The 15,369-nt window shown below is 71.2% G+C and carries 11 protein-coding genes and 1 tRNA gene; 10 read left to right on the top strand and 2 right to left on the bottom strand.

Going from position 1 to position 15,369, the window contains the following annotated elements; genetic code table 11:
• The 4 genes from OHB09_RS16735 (at position 1) to OHB09_RS16720 (ending at position 5,504) form a co-directional block, all read left to right on the top strand.
• On the top strand, positions 1–1,194 hold the full coding sequence (locus tag OHB09_RS16735) for an ATP-grasp domain-containing protein (protein WP_328922175.1): 1,194 nt from the start codon (positions 1–3) through the stop codon (positions 1,192–1,194).
• 122 nt (positions 1,195–1,316) lie between these two features.
• The gene (locus tag OHB09_RS16730; RefSeq protein ID WP_006138526.1) at positions 1,317–2,618 is read left to right on the top strand and encodes a lysine N(6)-hydroxylase/L-ornithine N(5)-oxygenase family protein; all 1,302 of its coding nucleotides are present in this window, start codon (positions 1,317–1,319) and stop codon (positions 2,616–2,618) included.
• 13 nt (positions 2,619–2,631) lie between these two features.
• Complete coding sequence (locus OHB09_RS16725) at positions 2,632–4,257, top strand: phosphotransferase (protein WP_328922174.1); 1,626 nt, start codon at positions 2,632–2,634, stop codon at positions 4,255–4,257.
• Complete coding sequence (locus tag OHB09_RS16720; protein WP_191853958.1) at positions 4,254–5,504, top strand: ATP-grasp domain-containing protein; 1,251 nt, start codon at positions 4,254–4,256, stop codon at positions 5,502–5,504. The genes OHB09_RS16725 and OHB09_RS16720 overlap by 4 nt, the downstream gene beginning before the upstream one ends.
• 147 nt (positions 5,505–5,651) lie before the next feature.
• Here the strand turns inward: OHB09_RS16720 and OHB09_RS16715 are convergent.
• Positions 5,652–5,738 (bottom strand) — tRNA-Leu (locus OHB09_RS16715).
• Positions 5,739–6,273: 535 nt separating this feature from the next.
• Here OHB09_RS16715 and OHB09_RS16710 point away from each other — a divergent pair.
• The 6 genes from OHB09_RS16710 to pknB all read left to right on the top strand — a co-directional run bounded on the left by OHB09_RS16710 (position 6,274) and on the right by pknB (position 14,445).
• Complete coding sequence (locus OHB09_RS16710) at positions 6,274–7,125, top strand: FhaA domain-containing protein (protein ID WP_093591194.1); 852 nt, start codon at positions 6,274–6,276, stop codon at positions 7,123–7,125.
• A 10-nt stretch (positions 7,126–7,135) separates the two neighbouring features.
• Complete coding sequence (locus OHB09_RS16705) at positions 7,136–7,657, top strand: FHA domain-containing protein FhaB/FipA (protein WP_006141267.1); 522 nt, start codon at positions 7,136–7,138, stop codon at positions 7,655–7,657.
• 128 nt (positions 7,658–7,785) lie between these two features.
• Positions 7,786–9,306 carry a Stp1/IreP family PP2C-type Ser/Thr phosphatase gene (locus OHB09_RS16700; protein ID WP_234527677.1) on the top strand — a complete coding sequence of 507 codons (1,521 nt, stop codon included), beginning with the start codon at positions 7,786–7,788 and terminating at the stop codon, positions 9,304–9,306.
• 27 nt (positions 9,307–9,333) lie between these two features.
• The gene (locus OHB09_RS16695; RefSeq protein ID WP_040895859.1) at positions 9,334–10,773 is read left to right on the top strand and encodes an FtsW/RodA/SpoVE family cell cycle protein; all 1,440 of its coding nucleotides are present in this window, start codon (positions 9,334–9,336) and stop codon (positions 10,771–10,773) included.
• Positions 10,770–12,254 carry a peptidoglycan D,D-transpeptidase FtsI family protein gene (locus tag OHB09_RS16690; protein WP_006141271.1) on the top strand — a complete coding sequence of 495 codons (1,485 nt, stop codon included), beginning with the start codon at positions 10,770–10,772 and terminating at the stop codon, positions 12,252–12,254. Before OHB09_RS16695 ends, OHB09_RS16690 begins: the two co-directional genes overlap by 4 nt.
• A 169-nt stretch (positions 12,255–12,423) precedes the next feature.
• A complete protein-coding gene (pknB, locus tag OHB09_RS16685; protein ID WP_006141272.1) occupies positions 12,424–14,445 on the top strand; it encodes a Stk1 family PASTA domain-containing Ser/Thr kinase in 2,022 nt (673 codons plus the stop codon).
• Between the two features lie 91 nt (positions 14,446–14,536).
• Here pknB and OHB09_RS16680 read toward each other — a convergent pair whose 3' ends face one another.
• On the bottom strand, positions 14,537–15,337 hold the full coding sequence (locus tag OHB09_RS16680; protein ID WP_006141273.1) for a class E sortase: 801 nt from the start codon (positions 15,335–15,337) through the stop codon (positions 14,537–14,539).
• Positions 15,338–15,369: the final 32 nt, after the last annotated feature.

Raw genomic sequence — 15,369 nt, 5'->3', positions numbered from 1 at the left:
GTGCACGTGCTGATCATGCAGCGCCCCCACTCCACCGCCCGGTACGACCACTGGATCCACGAGGCCGACCCCACCGCCCGGATCACCGTCCTCACCTCCGCCGACGCCGAGCGCCCGGCCGGGGACCTCGCCGAGGGCGTGCGCCGGGTGACGGTGGACGACTACGAGTCGCCCGCCGCGACCGCGGCCCTGTTCCGGCTCTGCGCCGCCGACCGGCCCGACCGCATCTTCGTCAACTCGGAGGACGACGTCCTGCGCGCCGCCGAGGCCCGCACCCTGTTCGGCATCCCCGGCCTCGGCTCCGCGACGGCCCTGCGGTTCCGGGACAAGGTCGAGATGAAACGTCTCTTCGAGGGCCTTCCGGTGCCCGCCGTGCCCCACCGCGAGCTCCGCTGCGGCGCCGACCTGTACGCGGCGGCGGAGGAACTCGGCCCGCTCGTGGTCAAACCGCGCGACGGCGCCGGGTCCACCGGGGTACGGGTCCTGGCCGACGCGCGGGCGGTCCGGCGGGCCTGCGTCGAGGACCCCGCCCTGCTCACCGCCCTGCACGGCGGCACGCTGATGGCCGAACGGTACGTCGCGGGCACCGTCCACCACGTGGACGTGCTCGTCGACGGCGACCGGGCCCTCCTCGTCTCCCCCTCGCGCTACACCAGCCCGCCGCACCGGTTCCGCACCGACAACCTCGGCTCGGTCATGCTCGACCGCGGCTCACCCCGCGCCAAGCTGCTCACCGACACCGCCGAACGCTTCGTCGCCCGGCTGCCCGAGGGCCACGGCGTGCACGTCCTGCACCTGGAGTTCCTCGAGGACACCTCCGGCGCCCTCTTCGCCGGCGAGGTCGCCTGCCGCACCGGCGGCGCGCTGGTCAAGAACGCCGTCCGCCACACCTGGGGCATCGACCTGTCCCGGGCCTCGTGCCTGCTCTCGGCGGGACTGTGGACCCCGCCCGAGGGGCCGGTGCCCACCGGGCCGCCGACCGCCTGGCTGCTGTGGAACGGAGGGCCCCGGCCGTCCGTCCCCGCCGAACGGCCCGACTGGCTCGTCGAGTTCTCCGCCCCGAAGCCACCGGAGGGGCAGCGCCCGCCGGACACCCCGGTCAGCTCGGTGGACTCCAGGGCCCGCTTCCTGATCGAGGGCGCCGACGAGGAGCAGCTCGAGGCACGGCTGCGCCTCCTGTACGCGGACGGCTGACCGCCGGGCCCGCGCGCCCTGCCCCCGCCCATGTGCCCCCACATCCCCCACACCCATCGCACCCACGAGGAACGGCGCCGAGGAAACCCGCAAGAAGAACCCGCAAGGAAAGAGAGCACGTCGTGCACCTGAACGACTCCGAGACCGTCCACGACCTGGTCGGCATTGGTTTCGGCCCCGCCAACCTGTCCGTCGCGATCGCCCTTGAGGAGTCCGGCCACCCGTTGCGCGCGGTCTTCCTCGACCGCAAGCCCGCGTTCGCCTGGCATCCGGGGCTGATGTTCGCCGGAGCGGAGATGCAGGTCTCCTTCACCAAGGACCTCATCACCATGCGCAACCCGCGCAGCCGCTTCTCCTTCCTCAACTACCTCGCCGAACAGGGCCCGGACCGGCTGGCCAAGTTCATCAACCTGCGCACCTTCTATCCGACGCGCGTGGAGTTCAACGACTACTACGCCTGGGCCGCCGCCCGGTTCGACGACCAGGTCCGGTGGGGCACGGACGTCACGGAGGTGTCCGCCGTGCCCGGCGAGGACGGCGTCGAACTGCTGCGGGTGTCCTTGAGGGACCTGGCCGGCGGCGAGACCGGCTCCGTCCTCACCCGCAACCTGATCCTCGCCCCGGGCGGCACCCCGCACGTCCCCGAGGGCGTCGAACTCGGCGCCCGCGTGTTCCACGCCTCCGAGACCCTGGAGCGGCTGGAGAGGACCTTCGACGACCCGTCCGCCCCGTACCACTTCAACATCGTGGGCTCCGGCCAGACCTCCGCCGACGTCTTCACCCACCTGCGCCGCTCCTACCCGCAGGCGCGGATCACCACGAACGTCCGCGGCTTCGCCATGCGTCCCGAGGACGACACCCACTTCGTCAACGAGCTGTTCCTGCCCGACTTCCCCGACTGGTTCCACGGCCAGGACGACGACTTCCGGCGAAGGATCATCGACGGCTACGCGCTCGCGGCGCACACCGGGGTCAGCTACGACCTCATCCCGCGGATCTACCGCGAGTACTACGAGGACATGGTCTCCGGCGGCAAGGCGCTCAGCCTGCGCCGCTTCACCGAACTGGTGGCGGCCCGCTCCGAGCCGGACCGGGCGGTGGCCACCTACCTGCACCTCGACAGCGGCGAGACCAGCCGGACGGAGGCCGACGCCGTCGTACTGGCCACCGGCTACCGCTATCCGATGCCCGTCCCCGCCCTGGCCGGGCTCGGCGCGTACCTGCGCATGGAGACGCCCGAGCGGTACGCGATCCGGCGCGACTACTCCGTCGCGTGCGTCGAGGAGTTCGCCCCGCGCGTCTTCCTCCAGGGCTTCGCCGAGGCCACCCACGGCTTCAGCGAGGTGCTGCTCTCGCTGATGCCCGTGCGCGCCGCCGAGATCGTCGAGGCGCTCGCCAAGAACGCCTCCGTCCAGACCCGTTAGGAGCGACGACACCGTGAGCACCACGGCCGAAACGGCCACCGCACTGCACGGCACCGCCCGTCCCGCCACGGACGAGGAGCGCGGCGCCGTACGCGCCGTCCTCGCCCGGCACGGCACCCCCCTGCCCGAGGACTCCGTGTCCGTCGTCTTCGCCTACCCCGGCCACGGCGTCGGCGAGCGCCACCCGCGGCTGTCCGGCTGCACCAGCCAGATGCTGCTGCTGTCCACGGCGGCGGGAGAACTGACCCGGCTGGGCATCACCGTGGCCGCGGCGAGCACCGAACCCCCCGAGAAACACGCCCACCTCGGCGCACTCGCCCGGTCCGTCGCCCGCTTCGACGAGCGGGACGCGGCCCGGGTCCCGCACACCGACCTCGACGAGGGCCGCCACCTGGAACGCTGGACCATGGTCCTCGGCGGGGAGCGCGACGGCCTCCTCGTCACCGGCATCACCGACAGCGTGGCGCACACCCGCGCCGTCATCGACCTGCTCACCGCCGACCGGCTGCGCGCCTGGGCCCGGGCAGCGGGCGCCGACCCGGCCGCCGCGGGCGCCGGCGTCCGCGCCACCTACGCCAACGGCGCCGACTCCGTGGGCATCGTGGCCTTCGAGGCCGGCCTCCCCCTCGTGGCCAAGGTCGGTCCGCGCGCCGTCATCGACGCGGAGACCGCCTTCGTCCGCGAGGTCAACGGCACCCTCGGCGCCCAGGGGGACCCGCCGCTGTTCCCGGTGCTGCACGGGGTGCACCACGAGGGAGCGCAGGCCACGTCCCTGATGGAACAGGTCGAACCGCTCACCCTGGACCACGTCGTCTTCGAGGACAAGGCGCGCTTCCGCCTCGCCCAGGACGCCGTGCCCGCCCTCGAACCGCACCTGGGCCTGCTGCGCCGCCTGCACACCTCCACGAGGCGCCCCCGGCGGCCCACCGTCGCCGACTACCTCTACCGGGAGCGCTTCCACGCGGTGGTGGAGCACGAGGGCTTCCTCGGCACCTTCCGGTCCTTCTTCCCCGGCTGGGACCGCGCGGCCCTGCTCGGCGCCGACGTCGTCCTGCCGGGCGGCCTCCGCACCCCCGGATACACCGCGCTGGCCAGCGAGCTGGACGGCAGGGCACCCGCGCTGCTGCCCGGCTCCGGCTGCCTGGTGCACGGGGACGTCCACCTGAAGAACATGCTGCGCCGGGCCGACGGCTCCCCGGTCTTCGTCGACCCGCGCACGGTGTGGGACGGCCGCGACCGCCCGGACGCCGGATTCGGCGACCCCGCCTACGACTTCGCGACCCTGCTGCACAGCGCGCTCCCGATGAGCGGCCTCCTCCAGGCCGTCGAGGAGGGCACCGGGGAGGCGCTGCTGCCCGCCCTGCCCCCGGCACCGGAGCACGGCCCGCTCGACCTGTCCGGACTGACCACGCCCTTCACCGTGGACCCGGCCCTGGCCCGGCTCGAGGAGCGCTTCCTCGCCGCCCTCGGACCGGACGACGGGGTGCCGCTCCTGCGCGCCCGGCTGTACGTCGGCGCGGCGAACGCCCTCGCGGGCTGGCTGAAGTACGAGCGCGCGCTGGCCACCCCCCGGATCTGGCTCGCCGTCTACGCCTACGTCGTGTGGTACCTCGACCGGGCGCGGAAGGAGGACGTATGAGCGGGCCCCACGACACCGGCGCGCGGGCGCCGCGCGTCCTGGTGGTGAACTCCGGCAAGGCGGAGGCGGTGGACCGGCTCCGCGCGGCCGCCCCCGACGCCGGGATCGACGTCATCACCGAGCGCGCGTACGCCCCGATGTACACCCCGGACGTACGGCTGCACTTCGTCGAGGACATCGCCGACCTGACCGCCGTGCGCCGGGTGGCCCTCGACCTGTGGGCGCGGGGGCCCGTCGACCACGTGGTCGCCCCCTCCGAGCGCAGCCTGCCCGCGGGCGGCTACCTGCGCTCCTTCCTGGGCCTGCCCGGCATCGGTTTCGAGACGGCGAACCGGTTCTCGAACAAGGCGGTCATGAAGGCCGCCCTCGGCGCGGCCGGACTGCCGGTCGCCCCGCACCGGGTGATCGCCTCGCTCGACGGGGCCCCGGCCGCGGCGGCGGAACTCGGCTGGCCGGTGGTGCTCAAACCGGCCCTCGGCACCGGCTCGATGAACACCTTCGCGCTCGCCTCGCCCGCCGCACTCGAGGCCCTGCTCGGCTCCCCCGAGGCCGAGGGCCTGCGGCGGGCGTCCTGCCCGCTGCTGGTCGAGCGGTTCGTGGAGATGGAGGGCGAGTACCACTGCGACGGGGTCGTCTCGGACGGAGAGGTCGCGTTCGCCGCCGTGCAGCGCTACTTCATGCCGCTGCTGGGGCAGACGGACGCCTTCACCGGCTCCTACCTGCTGTCCGAGGACGACCCGGCCGTGAGCGCCGTCCGTGCCCTGCACCGGGCCACGGTGACCGCCCTCGGACTCACCGACGGCGTGACCCACATGGAGGTGTTCGGCACCGAGGAGGGCTTCGTGATCGGCGAGATCTCCTGCCGTCCGGCGGGCGGCGGCATCGTCGACGCGGTGCGGATGAAGTACGGGGTCGACCTGTGGCGGGTGTTCATGGACACCTCGCTCGGCCGCCCCGCCGGCGTCCGGGGCCCCGTGGCACCGCTGCGGGAGGAGATCATCGCCAACTGCGACCTGCCCGTGCGCCCCGGCCGCGTGCTGCGCGTCTCCACTGCCGAGGAGCTGTCCCGGGTACCGGACGTGATCGAGGTGCGGATGACCACACGGACGGGCGACATCATCGGCCGCCGGCTGCACTCGGCCTCGACCACCGGCCTGGTCTTCCTGGCCACGGCCGAACCCTCGCTCGTCGCCAAACGCGTCGAGGACCTGGCCCGCGCCTACGTCCTGGAGGTCGCCCCGGACTGACCCACCGGTGGCACCACGCGATGCCACTGAGAGATTACTCACAGCCCCCACCCCCGGGAGGAGGCGGCCCGCGCCGGCCGTCCCCTCCCGGGACATCCGCGGACACGACGAAGCGGGCGGCATCCTGAGGATGCCGCCCGCTTCGTATGGTGCGCGAGGGGGGAGTTGAACCCCCACGCCCTTTCGGGCACTGGAACCTGAATCCAGCGCGTCTGCCTATTCCGCCACCCGCGCATTGGGTGTCGCCTTCGGGCCCTGGCCCCGTTTCCGGTGCTCCGCGCCGTCCGACATGCAGAAGATTAGCACGCCGTCGAGGGTGCCTTCACCTCGCTTTCCCGGCCCCCCGGGCCCCCCGCGGGCGCCCCCGCGAGGACGTTCCGCACCGCTCCGACCGGGTCCGTCCCCCCTCCCCGCCGCCCGGTTCCGTCTCGGCGCGCCCCGTTTCACGTATCAACCTCGTACCGGTCCCGCGCATCTCCCCAGAAGCCGGGCGGGCTCCACAGCCGGGTGCGGGACACTGGTCTCCGGCCGCCTCTACGATCCCCCCTGCGGGACACCGCCCGCGAGGAGTTCGAAGCGGGGCCGTACCGGGAATCCGGTCCACCGGGACCTCGGACGTTTCGACACCGTTCGACCGGGCCGACAGGGGGAACCAGCCGATTTCCCGGTGCGTGGATACGATCAGTAAGCAGTACGAGCAACACGGGCGGCGCGAGCCGCACCGGCGGTACCCGGCAAGACAGAGCGGCAACGACGGAGGAGGTGCCCCATGGGAGTCCTGAAGAAGTTCGAGCAGCGTCTCGAAGGTCTGGTCAACGGCACCTTCGCCAAGGTGTTCAAGTCGGAGGTCCAGCCGGTCGAGATCGCGGGCGCGCTGCAGCGCGAGTGCGACAACAACGCGACCATCTGGAACCGCGACCGCACGGTCGTCCCCAACGACTTCATCGTGGAGCTGAGCGCACCGGACTACGAGCGCCTCAGCCCCTACTCGGGCCAGCTCGGCGACGAACTGGCCGGCATGGTCCGCGACTACGCCAAGCAGCAGCGCTACACCTTCATGGGCACGATCAAGGTGCACCTGGAGAAGGCCGAGGACCTGGACACCGGTCTGTACCGGGTCCGCAGCCGCACCCTCGCCTCCTCCACCGACCAGCAGGCCCCCGGCGGCCGGCCCGCCCCGGCCGCGCGGCCCGGCGCCGCCCCGGGCGGCGGCTACGGCTACCCGCCGGCCGCCGCGCCCGCCGGAGCACCCCCCATGCCGTCCGCGCCGCCGCCCGGCGGCCGCCCCGGCGCCGCGCCCTACGGCGCCCGCCCGGCCGCCGTCCCCGCGGGCGGCGGACGCACCCGCCACTGGATCGAGATCAACGGCACCCGCCATCAGATCTCCCGCCCGACGCTGGTGCTGGGCCGCAGCACCGACGCCGACGTGCGGATCGACGACCCCGGCGTCTCCCGCCGGCACTGCGAGATCCGGACCGGAACGCCCTCGACGATCCAGGATCTCGGGTCCACCAACGGCATCGTGGTGGACGGACAGCACACCACCCGCGCTACGCTCCGCGACGGCTCGCGGATCGTCGTGGGCAGCACCACCATCATTTACCGGCAAGCCGAAGGGTGAAGCGGGGGCAATGTCAGAGCTGACCCTCACGGTCATGCGGCTGGGTTTCCTGGCCGTACTGTGGCTGTTCGTGATCGTGGCCGTGCAGGTCATCCGCAGCGACCTGTTCGGTACGCGCGTCACCCAGCGGGGGTCGCGCCGGGAGGCCGGACGCCAGCCGCAGCAGGCCCAGCGCCAGGCGGCGGCACCCCCGCCGCAGCGCCAGCAGCCGAGCGGCGGCGGGCGCCAGCGCCGCGGTGCCCCGACCAAGCTGGTCGTCTCGGAGGGCACCCTCACGGGCACCACGGTCGCCCTCCAGGGGCAGACCATCACCCTCGGCCGGGCACATGACTCCACGATCGTGCTGGACGACGACTACGCCTCCAGCCGCCACGCGAGGATCTACCCGGACCGGGACGGCCAGTGGATCGTCGAGGACCTGGGTTCCACCAACGGCACCTATCTCGACCGGACCCGGCTGACGACTCCCACACCGATTCCGCTGGGCGCGCCGATCCGCATCGGCAAGACCGTCATCGAGCTGCGGAAGTAGTGCTACGTCATGAATGAGCGCGAGCCGAGCGAGCATGCGGCGGCGGGCCGCGAACCGGCCCCCGACGCGCTCCCGACCGGAGGGTGGGCACAGTGCGGATGTACCCGGAGCCGACGGGTGAGGTGCGCATGAGTCTGTCACTGCGCTTCGCCGCCGGATCGCACAAGGGCATGATCCGGGAGGGCAACGAGGACTCCGGATACGCCGGTCCCCGCCTGCTCGCCATCGCGGACGGCATGGGCGGCCAGGCCGCCGGCGAGGTCGCCTCCTCCGAGGTGATCTCCACCATCGTCGCCCTGGACGACGACGTCCCCGGCTCGGACATCCTCACCTCGCTGGGCACCTACGTGCAGCGCGCCAACGACCAGTTGCGCGCGATGGTCGAGGAGGACCCGCAGCTCGAGGGCATGGGCACCACGCTGACCGCGCTGCTGTGGACCGGGCAGCGGCTCGGCATGGTGCACGTCGGCGACTCGCGCGCCTACCTGCTGCGCGACGGCGTGCTGACCCAGATCACGCAGGACCACACCTGGGTGCAGCGCCTGGTCGACGAGGGCCGCATCACCGAGGAGGAGGCCACCACGCACCCGCAGCGCTCGCTGCTGATGCGTGCGCTGGGCAGCAGCGAGCACGTCGAACCCGACCTCTCCGTGCGCGAGGTGCGGGCCGGCGACCGCTATCTGATCTGCTCCGACGGGCTCTCCGGCGTCGTCTCCCACCAGACGATGGAGGACACCCTCGCCAGCTACCAGGGCCCCCAGGAGACCGTGCAGGAGCTGATCCAGCTCGCGCTGCGCGGCGGCGGCCCCGACAACATCACGGTGATCATCGCCGACGTCCTCGACCTGGACGCGGGCGACACCCTCGCCGGGCAGCTCTCGGACACCCCGGTCGTCGTCGGCGCCGTCGCCGAGAACCAGAGCCACGCGCAGGACAACGGCGTGATGCAGACCCCCGCCGGCCGTGCCGCCAGCCTGGGCCGGCAGGGCCGGGGCGGCGGCGAGTTCGGCCCGCCCGGGAGCGGCGACAGCGCCGGTTACGCGCCCTCAGGCAGCTTCGGCGACTACAGCGACGAGGACTTCGAGAAGCCCCGCAAGGGCCGCAGGTGGCTCAAGCGGAGCTTCTACACTCTGCTGGTGCTCGCGGTGATCGGCGGCGGCGGGTACGGCGGCTACCGCTGGACCCAGACGCAGTACTACGTCGGCGCCAACGGCGACCACGTGGCGCTGTACCGGGGCATCAGCCAGGACCTCGCGTGGGTGAACCTGTCCAAGGTGCACAAGGACCACCCCGAGATCGAACTCAAGTACCTGCCGCCCTACCAGCAGAAGCAGGTGAAGGCGACGATCGCCGAGGGCGGCCTGTCGGACGCCCGTTCGAAGATCGACGAGCTGGCGGTCCAGGCCACGGCATGCGAGAAGCAGGCCGCGCGCGAGGACGCCGAGAGCAAGAACAAGACGAAGCCCGACAGCGACAAGGGACCCGCCGGCAGCAAGGGAACCGCGTCGAACTCGCCCTCGTCCAAGGCATCGCCCGATCCGTCGAACTCCGCGTCGCCGGACAAGTCCAAGACCGCACCCACTGCCAACCCCGGCCCCAGCCTCTCGGCGGAGGAGCAGAAGGTCGTCTCGCTGTGCGGTAAGCAGTAGGCAAGCCGTGAGGGGCCCTGTCACACGATGAGCAGTACTACGAACACGTCGACGCACCACACGTCCACGATCGGCTCGATCGGCACGCCGAGCCGCCGCAACACCGAGCTCGCGCTGCTGCTGTTCGCGGTGGCCATCCCGGTGTTCGCCTACGCCAACGTCGGTCTGGCCATCAACGACCAGGTGCCGCCCGGGCTGCTCGGCTACGGTGTCGGCCTCGGTCTGCTGGCGGGCGTCGGCCACCTGGTGGTGCGCAAGTTCGCCCCGTACGCCGACCCCCTGATGCTGCCGCTGGCCACGCTGCTCAACGGCCTGGGTCTGGTGGTCATCTGGCGCCTGGACCAGTCCAAGCGGCTGCAGGCCCTGCCCACCTTCGTGTCGGCCGCCCCCAGACAGCTCCTCTACACGGCCCTGGGCATCGCCCTGTTCGTGGCCGTGCTGATCTTCCTCAAGGACCACCGCGTCCTGCAGCGCTACACCTACATCTCCATGATGGGCGCGCTGGTCCTGCTGGTGCTGCCGCTCGTCCCGGGCCTCGGCGCCAACGTCTACGGCGCCAAGATCTGGATCTCCATCCCGGGCCTCGGCACCCTCCAGCCCGGCGAGTTCGCCAAGATCGTGCTGGCCGTCTTCTTCGCCGGCTACCTGATGGTGAAGCGGGACGCGCTCGCCCTGGCCAGCCGCCGCTTCATGGGCCTGTACCTGCCCCGCGGCCGCGACCTCGGCCCGATCGTCGTCGTCTGGATCATCTCCATCCTGGTCCTGGTCTTCGAGACCGACCTCGGCACCTCGCTGCTGTTCTTCGGCATGTTCGTCGTCATGCTGTACGTCGCCACCGAGCGCACCAGCTGGATCGTCTTCGGTCTGCTGATGTCCGCCGTCGGCGCGGTCGGCGTCGCCTCCTTCGAGCCGCACGTCCAGCAGCGCGTCCAGGCCTGGCTGAACCCCCTGCGCGAGTACAAGCTCAGCCAGCAGGGCGTCTTCGGCCACTCCGAGCAGTCCATGGAGGCCCTGTGGGCCTTCGGCTCCGGCGGCACCATGGGCACCGGCCTCGGCCAGGGCAACTCGGACCTGATCAAGTTCGCCGCCAACTCCGACTTCATCCTCGCCACCTTCGGCGAGGAGCTGGGGCTCGCCGGACTCATGGCGATCCTGCTGCTCTACGGCCTGATCGTGGAGCGCGGCGTGCGCACCGCGCTGGCCGCCCGCGACCCGTTCGGCAAGCTGCTCGCCGTCGGCCTGTCCGGCGCCTTCGCGCTGCAGGTCTTCGTCGTCGCCGGCGGCGTCATGGGGCTCATCCCGCTGACCGGTATGACGATGCCCTTCCTGGCGTACGGCGGTTCCTCCGTCATCGCCAACTGGGCGCTGATCGGCATCCTGTTGCGGATCAGCGACACCGCGCGCCGCCCGGCCCCGGCCCCGGCCCCCAACCCCGACGCCGAGATGACCCAGGTGGTCCGCCCGTGAACAAGCCCCTGCGCCGTATCGCGATCTTCTGCGGGCTGCTGGTCCTCACGCTGCTCATCCGCGACAACTGGCTCCAGTACGTCAAGGCCGACAGCCTCAACGACGACCCGCTCAACCGCCGGGTGGCCATAGCCCGTTACGCCACCCCGCGCGGCGACATCATCGTCGGCGGCAGCCCCATCACCGGGTCCGTCAAGACCTCCGGGGACAGCTACAACGACTTCGAGTACAAGCGCACGTACAAGAACGGCGCCATGTGGTCGCCGGTGACCGGCTACGCCTCACAGGCCTTCGGCGCCACCCAGCTGGAGTCCATCGACGACGACTGGCTGACCGGCGACGACGACCGGCTCTTCTTCCGCAACACGCTCGACATGATCACGGGCAAGAAGAAGCAGGGCGGCAACGTCGTCACCACCCTCAACGGCGCCGCGCAGAAGGCCGCCTACCAGGGGCTGGCCAAGGTCGGCGGCAAGGGCGCCGCCGTCGCCCTCGACCCGGAGACCGGCGCGATCCTCGCCCTGGCGTCCTACCCCTCGTACGACCCGTCCTCCTTCGCTGGCAACCGCACGTCCGACCAGAAGGCGTGGGGCAAGCTGCTGAAGAAGAACGACCCGGCCGAGCCGATGCTCAACCGGGCGCTGCGCGAGACCTACCCGCCGGGCTCGACCTTCAAGGTGGTCACCGCCGCCGCCGCGCTGGAGAACGGCCTGTACGACTCCGCGGACCAGAAGACCGACTCGCCGCTGCCGTACACCCTGCCGGACACCAGGACCGAGCTGAAGAACGAGGGCAACATCCCCTGCAAGGACGCCACCATGCGGGAGGCGCTGCGGGTGTCCTGCAACACCGTCTTCGGCAAGATCGGTGTCGACGTCGGCAAGGAGAAGATGGCGGAGGAGGCCGAGAAGTTCGGCTTCAACGAGGAGCAGTTCACGCCCACCCGCGCCAACGCCTCCGTCTTCCCGACGAAGATGGACCGCCCGCAGACCGCGCTCAGCTCGATCGGCCAGTTCGAGACGGCCGCGACCCCGCTGCAGATGGCCATGGTCGCCTCCGCGGTCGCCAACGACGGCAAGCTGATGAAGCCGTACATGGTCGACAAGCTGCAGGCGCCCAACCTGGACGTGATGTCGCAGACCGACCCGGAGGAGATGAGCCGTCCGCTCAGCGAGAAGAACGCCCAGATCCTGCAGTCGATGATGGAGACGGTCGTCGAGAAGGGCACCGGCACCAACGCCAAGATCCCCGGCGTCACCGTCGGCGGCAAGACCGGTACCGCCCAGCACGGTGTCGACAACAGCGAGAAGCCGTACGCCTGGTTCATCTCGTACGCCAAGATGCCCGACGGCGGCAAGCCGGTCGCCGTGGCCGTCGTGGTCGAGGACGAGAACGCCAACCGTGACGACATCTCCGGTGGCGGCCTGGCCGCGCCGATCGCGAAGAACGTCATGCAGGCGGTCATCAACAGCAAGAAGTGACCCCCGTCACGTCCCCTTCACATCGGTGCACGTTGCGATACCGGTCCTGTATCGGGTGCCGGGAGTGGCCAGGTCACGCAGAGCGAGCCGGGTACCGTAGGCCCGGCAGCACACCGCCTCACCGCACGCGGGTGTGGTCGGGACCGACGGAGAGGGCTGGTAGGTAACCATGGAAGAGCCGCGTCGCCTCGGCGGCCGGTACGAGCTGGGCCAGGTGCTCGGCCGTGGTGGCATGGCCGAGGTCTACCTCGCGCACGACACCCGGCTCGGCCGCACCGTGGCGGTGAAGACGCTGCGGGCGGACCTCGCGCGCGATCCGTCGTTCCAGGCCCGGTTCCGCCGGGAGGCCCAGTCGGCCGCCTCGCTCAACCATCCCGCGATCGTGGCGGTCTACGACACGGGCGAGGACTACGTCGACCAGGTCTCGATCCCGTACATCGTGATGGAGTACGTCGACGGCTCGACCCTGCGGGAGCTGCTGCACAGCGGGCGCAAGCTGCTGCCCGAGCGGGCCATGGAGATGACCATCGGCATCCTCCAGGGTCTGGAGTACGCCCACCGCAACGGCATCGTCCACCGTGACATCAAGCCCGCCAACGTCATGCTCACCCGGACCGGCCAGGTCAAGGTGATGGACTTCGGCATCGCCCGTGCGATGGGTGATTCCGGCATGACGATGACGCAGACCGCGGCCGTCATCGGCACCGCCCAGTACCTCTCCCCGGAGCAGGCCAAGGGCGAGCAGGTCGACGCGCGCTCCGACCTGTACTCCACCGGCTGCCTGCTCTACGAGCTGCTCACGGTCCGGCCGCCCTTCGTGGGCGACTCCCCGGTCGCGGTCGCCTATCAGCACGTCCGCGAGGAGCCGCAGGCGCCGAGCGTCTTCGATCCCGAAGAGATCACGCCCGAGATGGACTCCATCGTCCTGCGGGCGCTGATGAAGGACCCCGACTACCGCTACCAGTCGGCCGACGAGATGCGCGCCGACATCGAGGCCTGCCTCGACGGCCAGCCCGTCGCGGCCACCGCCGCCATGGGCGCGGTCGGCTACGCCGGCTACGGCGACGACCAGGCCACCACCGCCCTGCGCACCGACCAGGCCGCCCCGACCACGATGCTGCCGCCGGTCAATCCGGACGACGGCGGTTACGGCTACGACGACCGCCCCGACCGGCGCCGCCAGAAGAAGTCGAACACCTCGACGATCCTGCTGGTCGTGGCCGGTGTGCTGGTGCTGCTCGGCGCGATCCTCATCGGCAAGTACCTCTTCACCGGCGACGGCTCCAACGACAACGGCGTGAGCGTCCCGAACTTCGTCGGGAAGACCCTCAAGGACGCCCAGCAGCAGGCCGACAACATCGACCTGAAGCTGGCCACCACCAAGAAGCCCTGCGACGACCAGCCCAAGGGCAACATCTGCTCGCAGAGCCAGGAGCCCGACTCGGAGGCCAAGAAGGGCGACACCATCGACGTGGTGGTCTCCACCGGCGCGCCCAAGGTGGCGGTGCCCAGCGTGGTCGGCGACAGCCTCGACGACGCCACGGCGAAGCTGGAGGGCGACAAGTACCAGTTCGACGTGAAGACGAAGACCAAGGAGTCCTCGGAGGAGCCGAACACCGTCCTCGAACAGGACCCCTCCCTCGGCACGGAGGTCGAGAAGGGCTCCACCATCACCCTGACCATCGCGAAGGCCGAGGCGAAGTCCACGGTCCCGGACGTCACGGACGCGAGCTGCGACGACGCCAAGGCGCGCATGCAGGAGAACGGCCTCACCGGCAACTGCACCGAGGTCGAGACCGATGACCAGGGGAAGGTCGGCAAGGTCCTCCAGACCTCCCCGTCGGCGGGCAGCAAGGTCGACAAGGGCTCGCAGGTCAACATCCAGATCGGCAAGGCCAAGGGCCAGGAGCAGGTCCAGGTGCCGAACGTCCTCGGGCAGAAGCTGAGGGACGTCAAGAACGCACTGCAGGGCGCCGGTCTCTCGGTCGGGTCGATCGACGGGTCCCAGGACGACAACGCGGTCGTGATCAGCACCGACCCGGGCCAGGGCAACACGGTCGCCAAGGGCACCGCCGTCAACCTCAAGACCCTCGGCGGCGGGGGCGGGGGCAACAACGGCGGGAACAACGGCGGAGGCCCCGGCGGCTTCTTCGGCGGCGCCACCGGGACGGCCTTCCGCACGGAGGACTGAACCCGCGCGCACACCAGCGCACACCACGACGGGGAAGGCCCCGGCACCCGGGAACGGGTGCCGGGGCCTTCCCCGTGGCCGGCTCAGCGGCTCAGTCGAGTTCCTCGGGCGGGGTGCGGTCGGCGTCGACCTTGTCGACCCGGACCAGCTTGCCCCAGACCACGTAGCGGTAGGTGGAGGTGTAGACGGGGGTGCAGGTGGTCAGCGTGATGTAGTGGCCGGGCTTCTTCACGCCCGCCTGCTCCGGCACGGAGCCCAGGACCTTGACGTTGTACTTCGAGGTCTCGGGGAGGATCGCGAAGACCTTGTAGACGTACCAGTCGTCCTTCGTCTCGAAGACGATCGGATCGCCCTCGTCCACCTTGTCGATGTTGTGGAACTTCGCCCCGTGCCCGTCCCGGTGCGCGGCCAGCGCGAAGTTGCCGTCCTTGCCCGTGGTCGGCAGGGTCGCCTTGACGGGGTCCGTGTAGTAGCCGGCCACACCGCCGTTGAGGATCTTCGTGGCGGTGCCCTCGCGGACGAGCACCTCGCCGTTGCGCATCGACGGCACGTGCAGGAAGCCGATGCCGTCCCCGGTGTCCAGGGCGCCCGGACCCTTGCCGGCCTGGGAGGCCTCCCAGTTGTGGCGGACCTTGTCGGCGCGCTTGTCGGCCTGGCGGTCCGCTATCACGTTGGTCCACCACAGCGAGTAGACGACGAACAGTCCGAGCACCAGGCCGCCGGTGATGAGGAGTTCCCCGAAGACGCCCACCGCCGTGGCGACCGGCCCGCCCCCGCGGCGCCGCCGTCCGGCGCGGCCGCCGTGCCCCGTACCGGGGTGCGCCTCCGGGACCGGGTCCGGTCCGGCCTGCGGCACGTCGGTCCCCTCGTCGCGGCCGGTCGTCGCTCCCACTGCATCCGCCCCGTCTGTGTTCCGTTGTCGTA

It is taken from the genome of Streptomyces griseoaurantiacus, assembly GCF_036189845.1.
GTDB lineage: Bacteria > Actinomycetota > Actinomycetes > Streptomycetales > Streptomycetaceae > Streptomyces > Streptomyces griseoaurantiacus.
Note: the sequence above shows the minus strand (reverse complement) of the source record. Positions and strands in the feature narration are given on the sequence as shown.

Excerpts from the sequence above, each read along its gene's own strand:
- OHB09_RS16705 (WP_006141267.1), top strand. The coding sequence starts at position 7,136 with ATGTCAGAGCTGACCCTCACGGTCATGCGGCTGGGTTTCCTGGCCGTA.
- pknB (WP_006141272.1), top strand. The coding sequence starts at position 12,424 with ATGGAAGAGCCGCGTCGCCTCGGCGGCCGGTACGAGCTGGGCCAGGTG.
- OHB09_RS16720 (WP_191853958.1), top strand. The coding sequence starts at position 4,254 with ATGAGCGGGCCCCACGACACCGGCGCGCGGGCGCCGCGCGTCCTGGTG.
- OHB09_RS16695 (WP_040895859.1), top strand. The coding sequence starts at position 9,334 with ATGAGCAGTACTACGAACACGTCGACGCACCACACGTCCACGATCGGC.
- OHB09_RS16700 (WP_234527677.1), top strand. The coding sequence starts at position 7,786 with ATGAGTCTGTCACTGCGCTTCGCCGCCGGATCGCACAAGGGCATGATC.
- OHB09_RS16710 (WP_093591194.1), top strand. The coding sequence starts at position 6,274 with ATGGGAGTCCTGAAGAAGTTCGAGCAGCGTCTCGAAGGTCTGGTCAAC.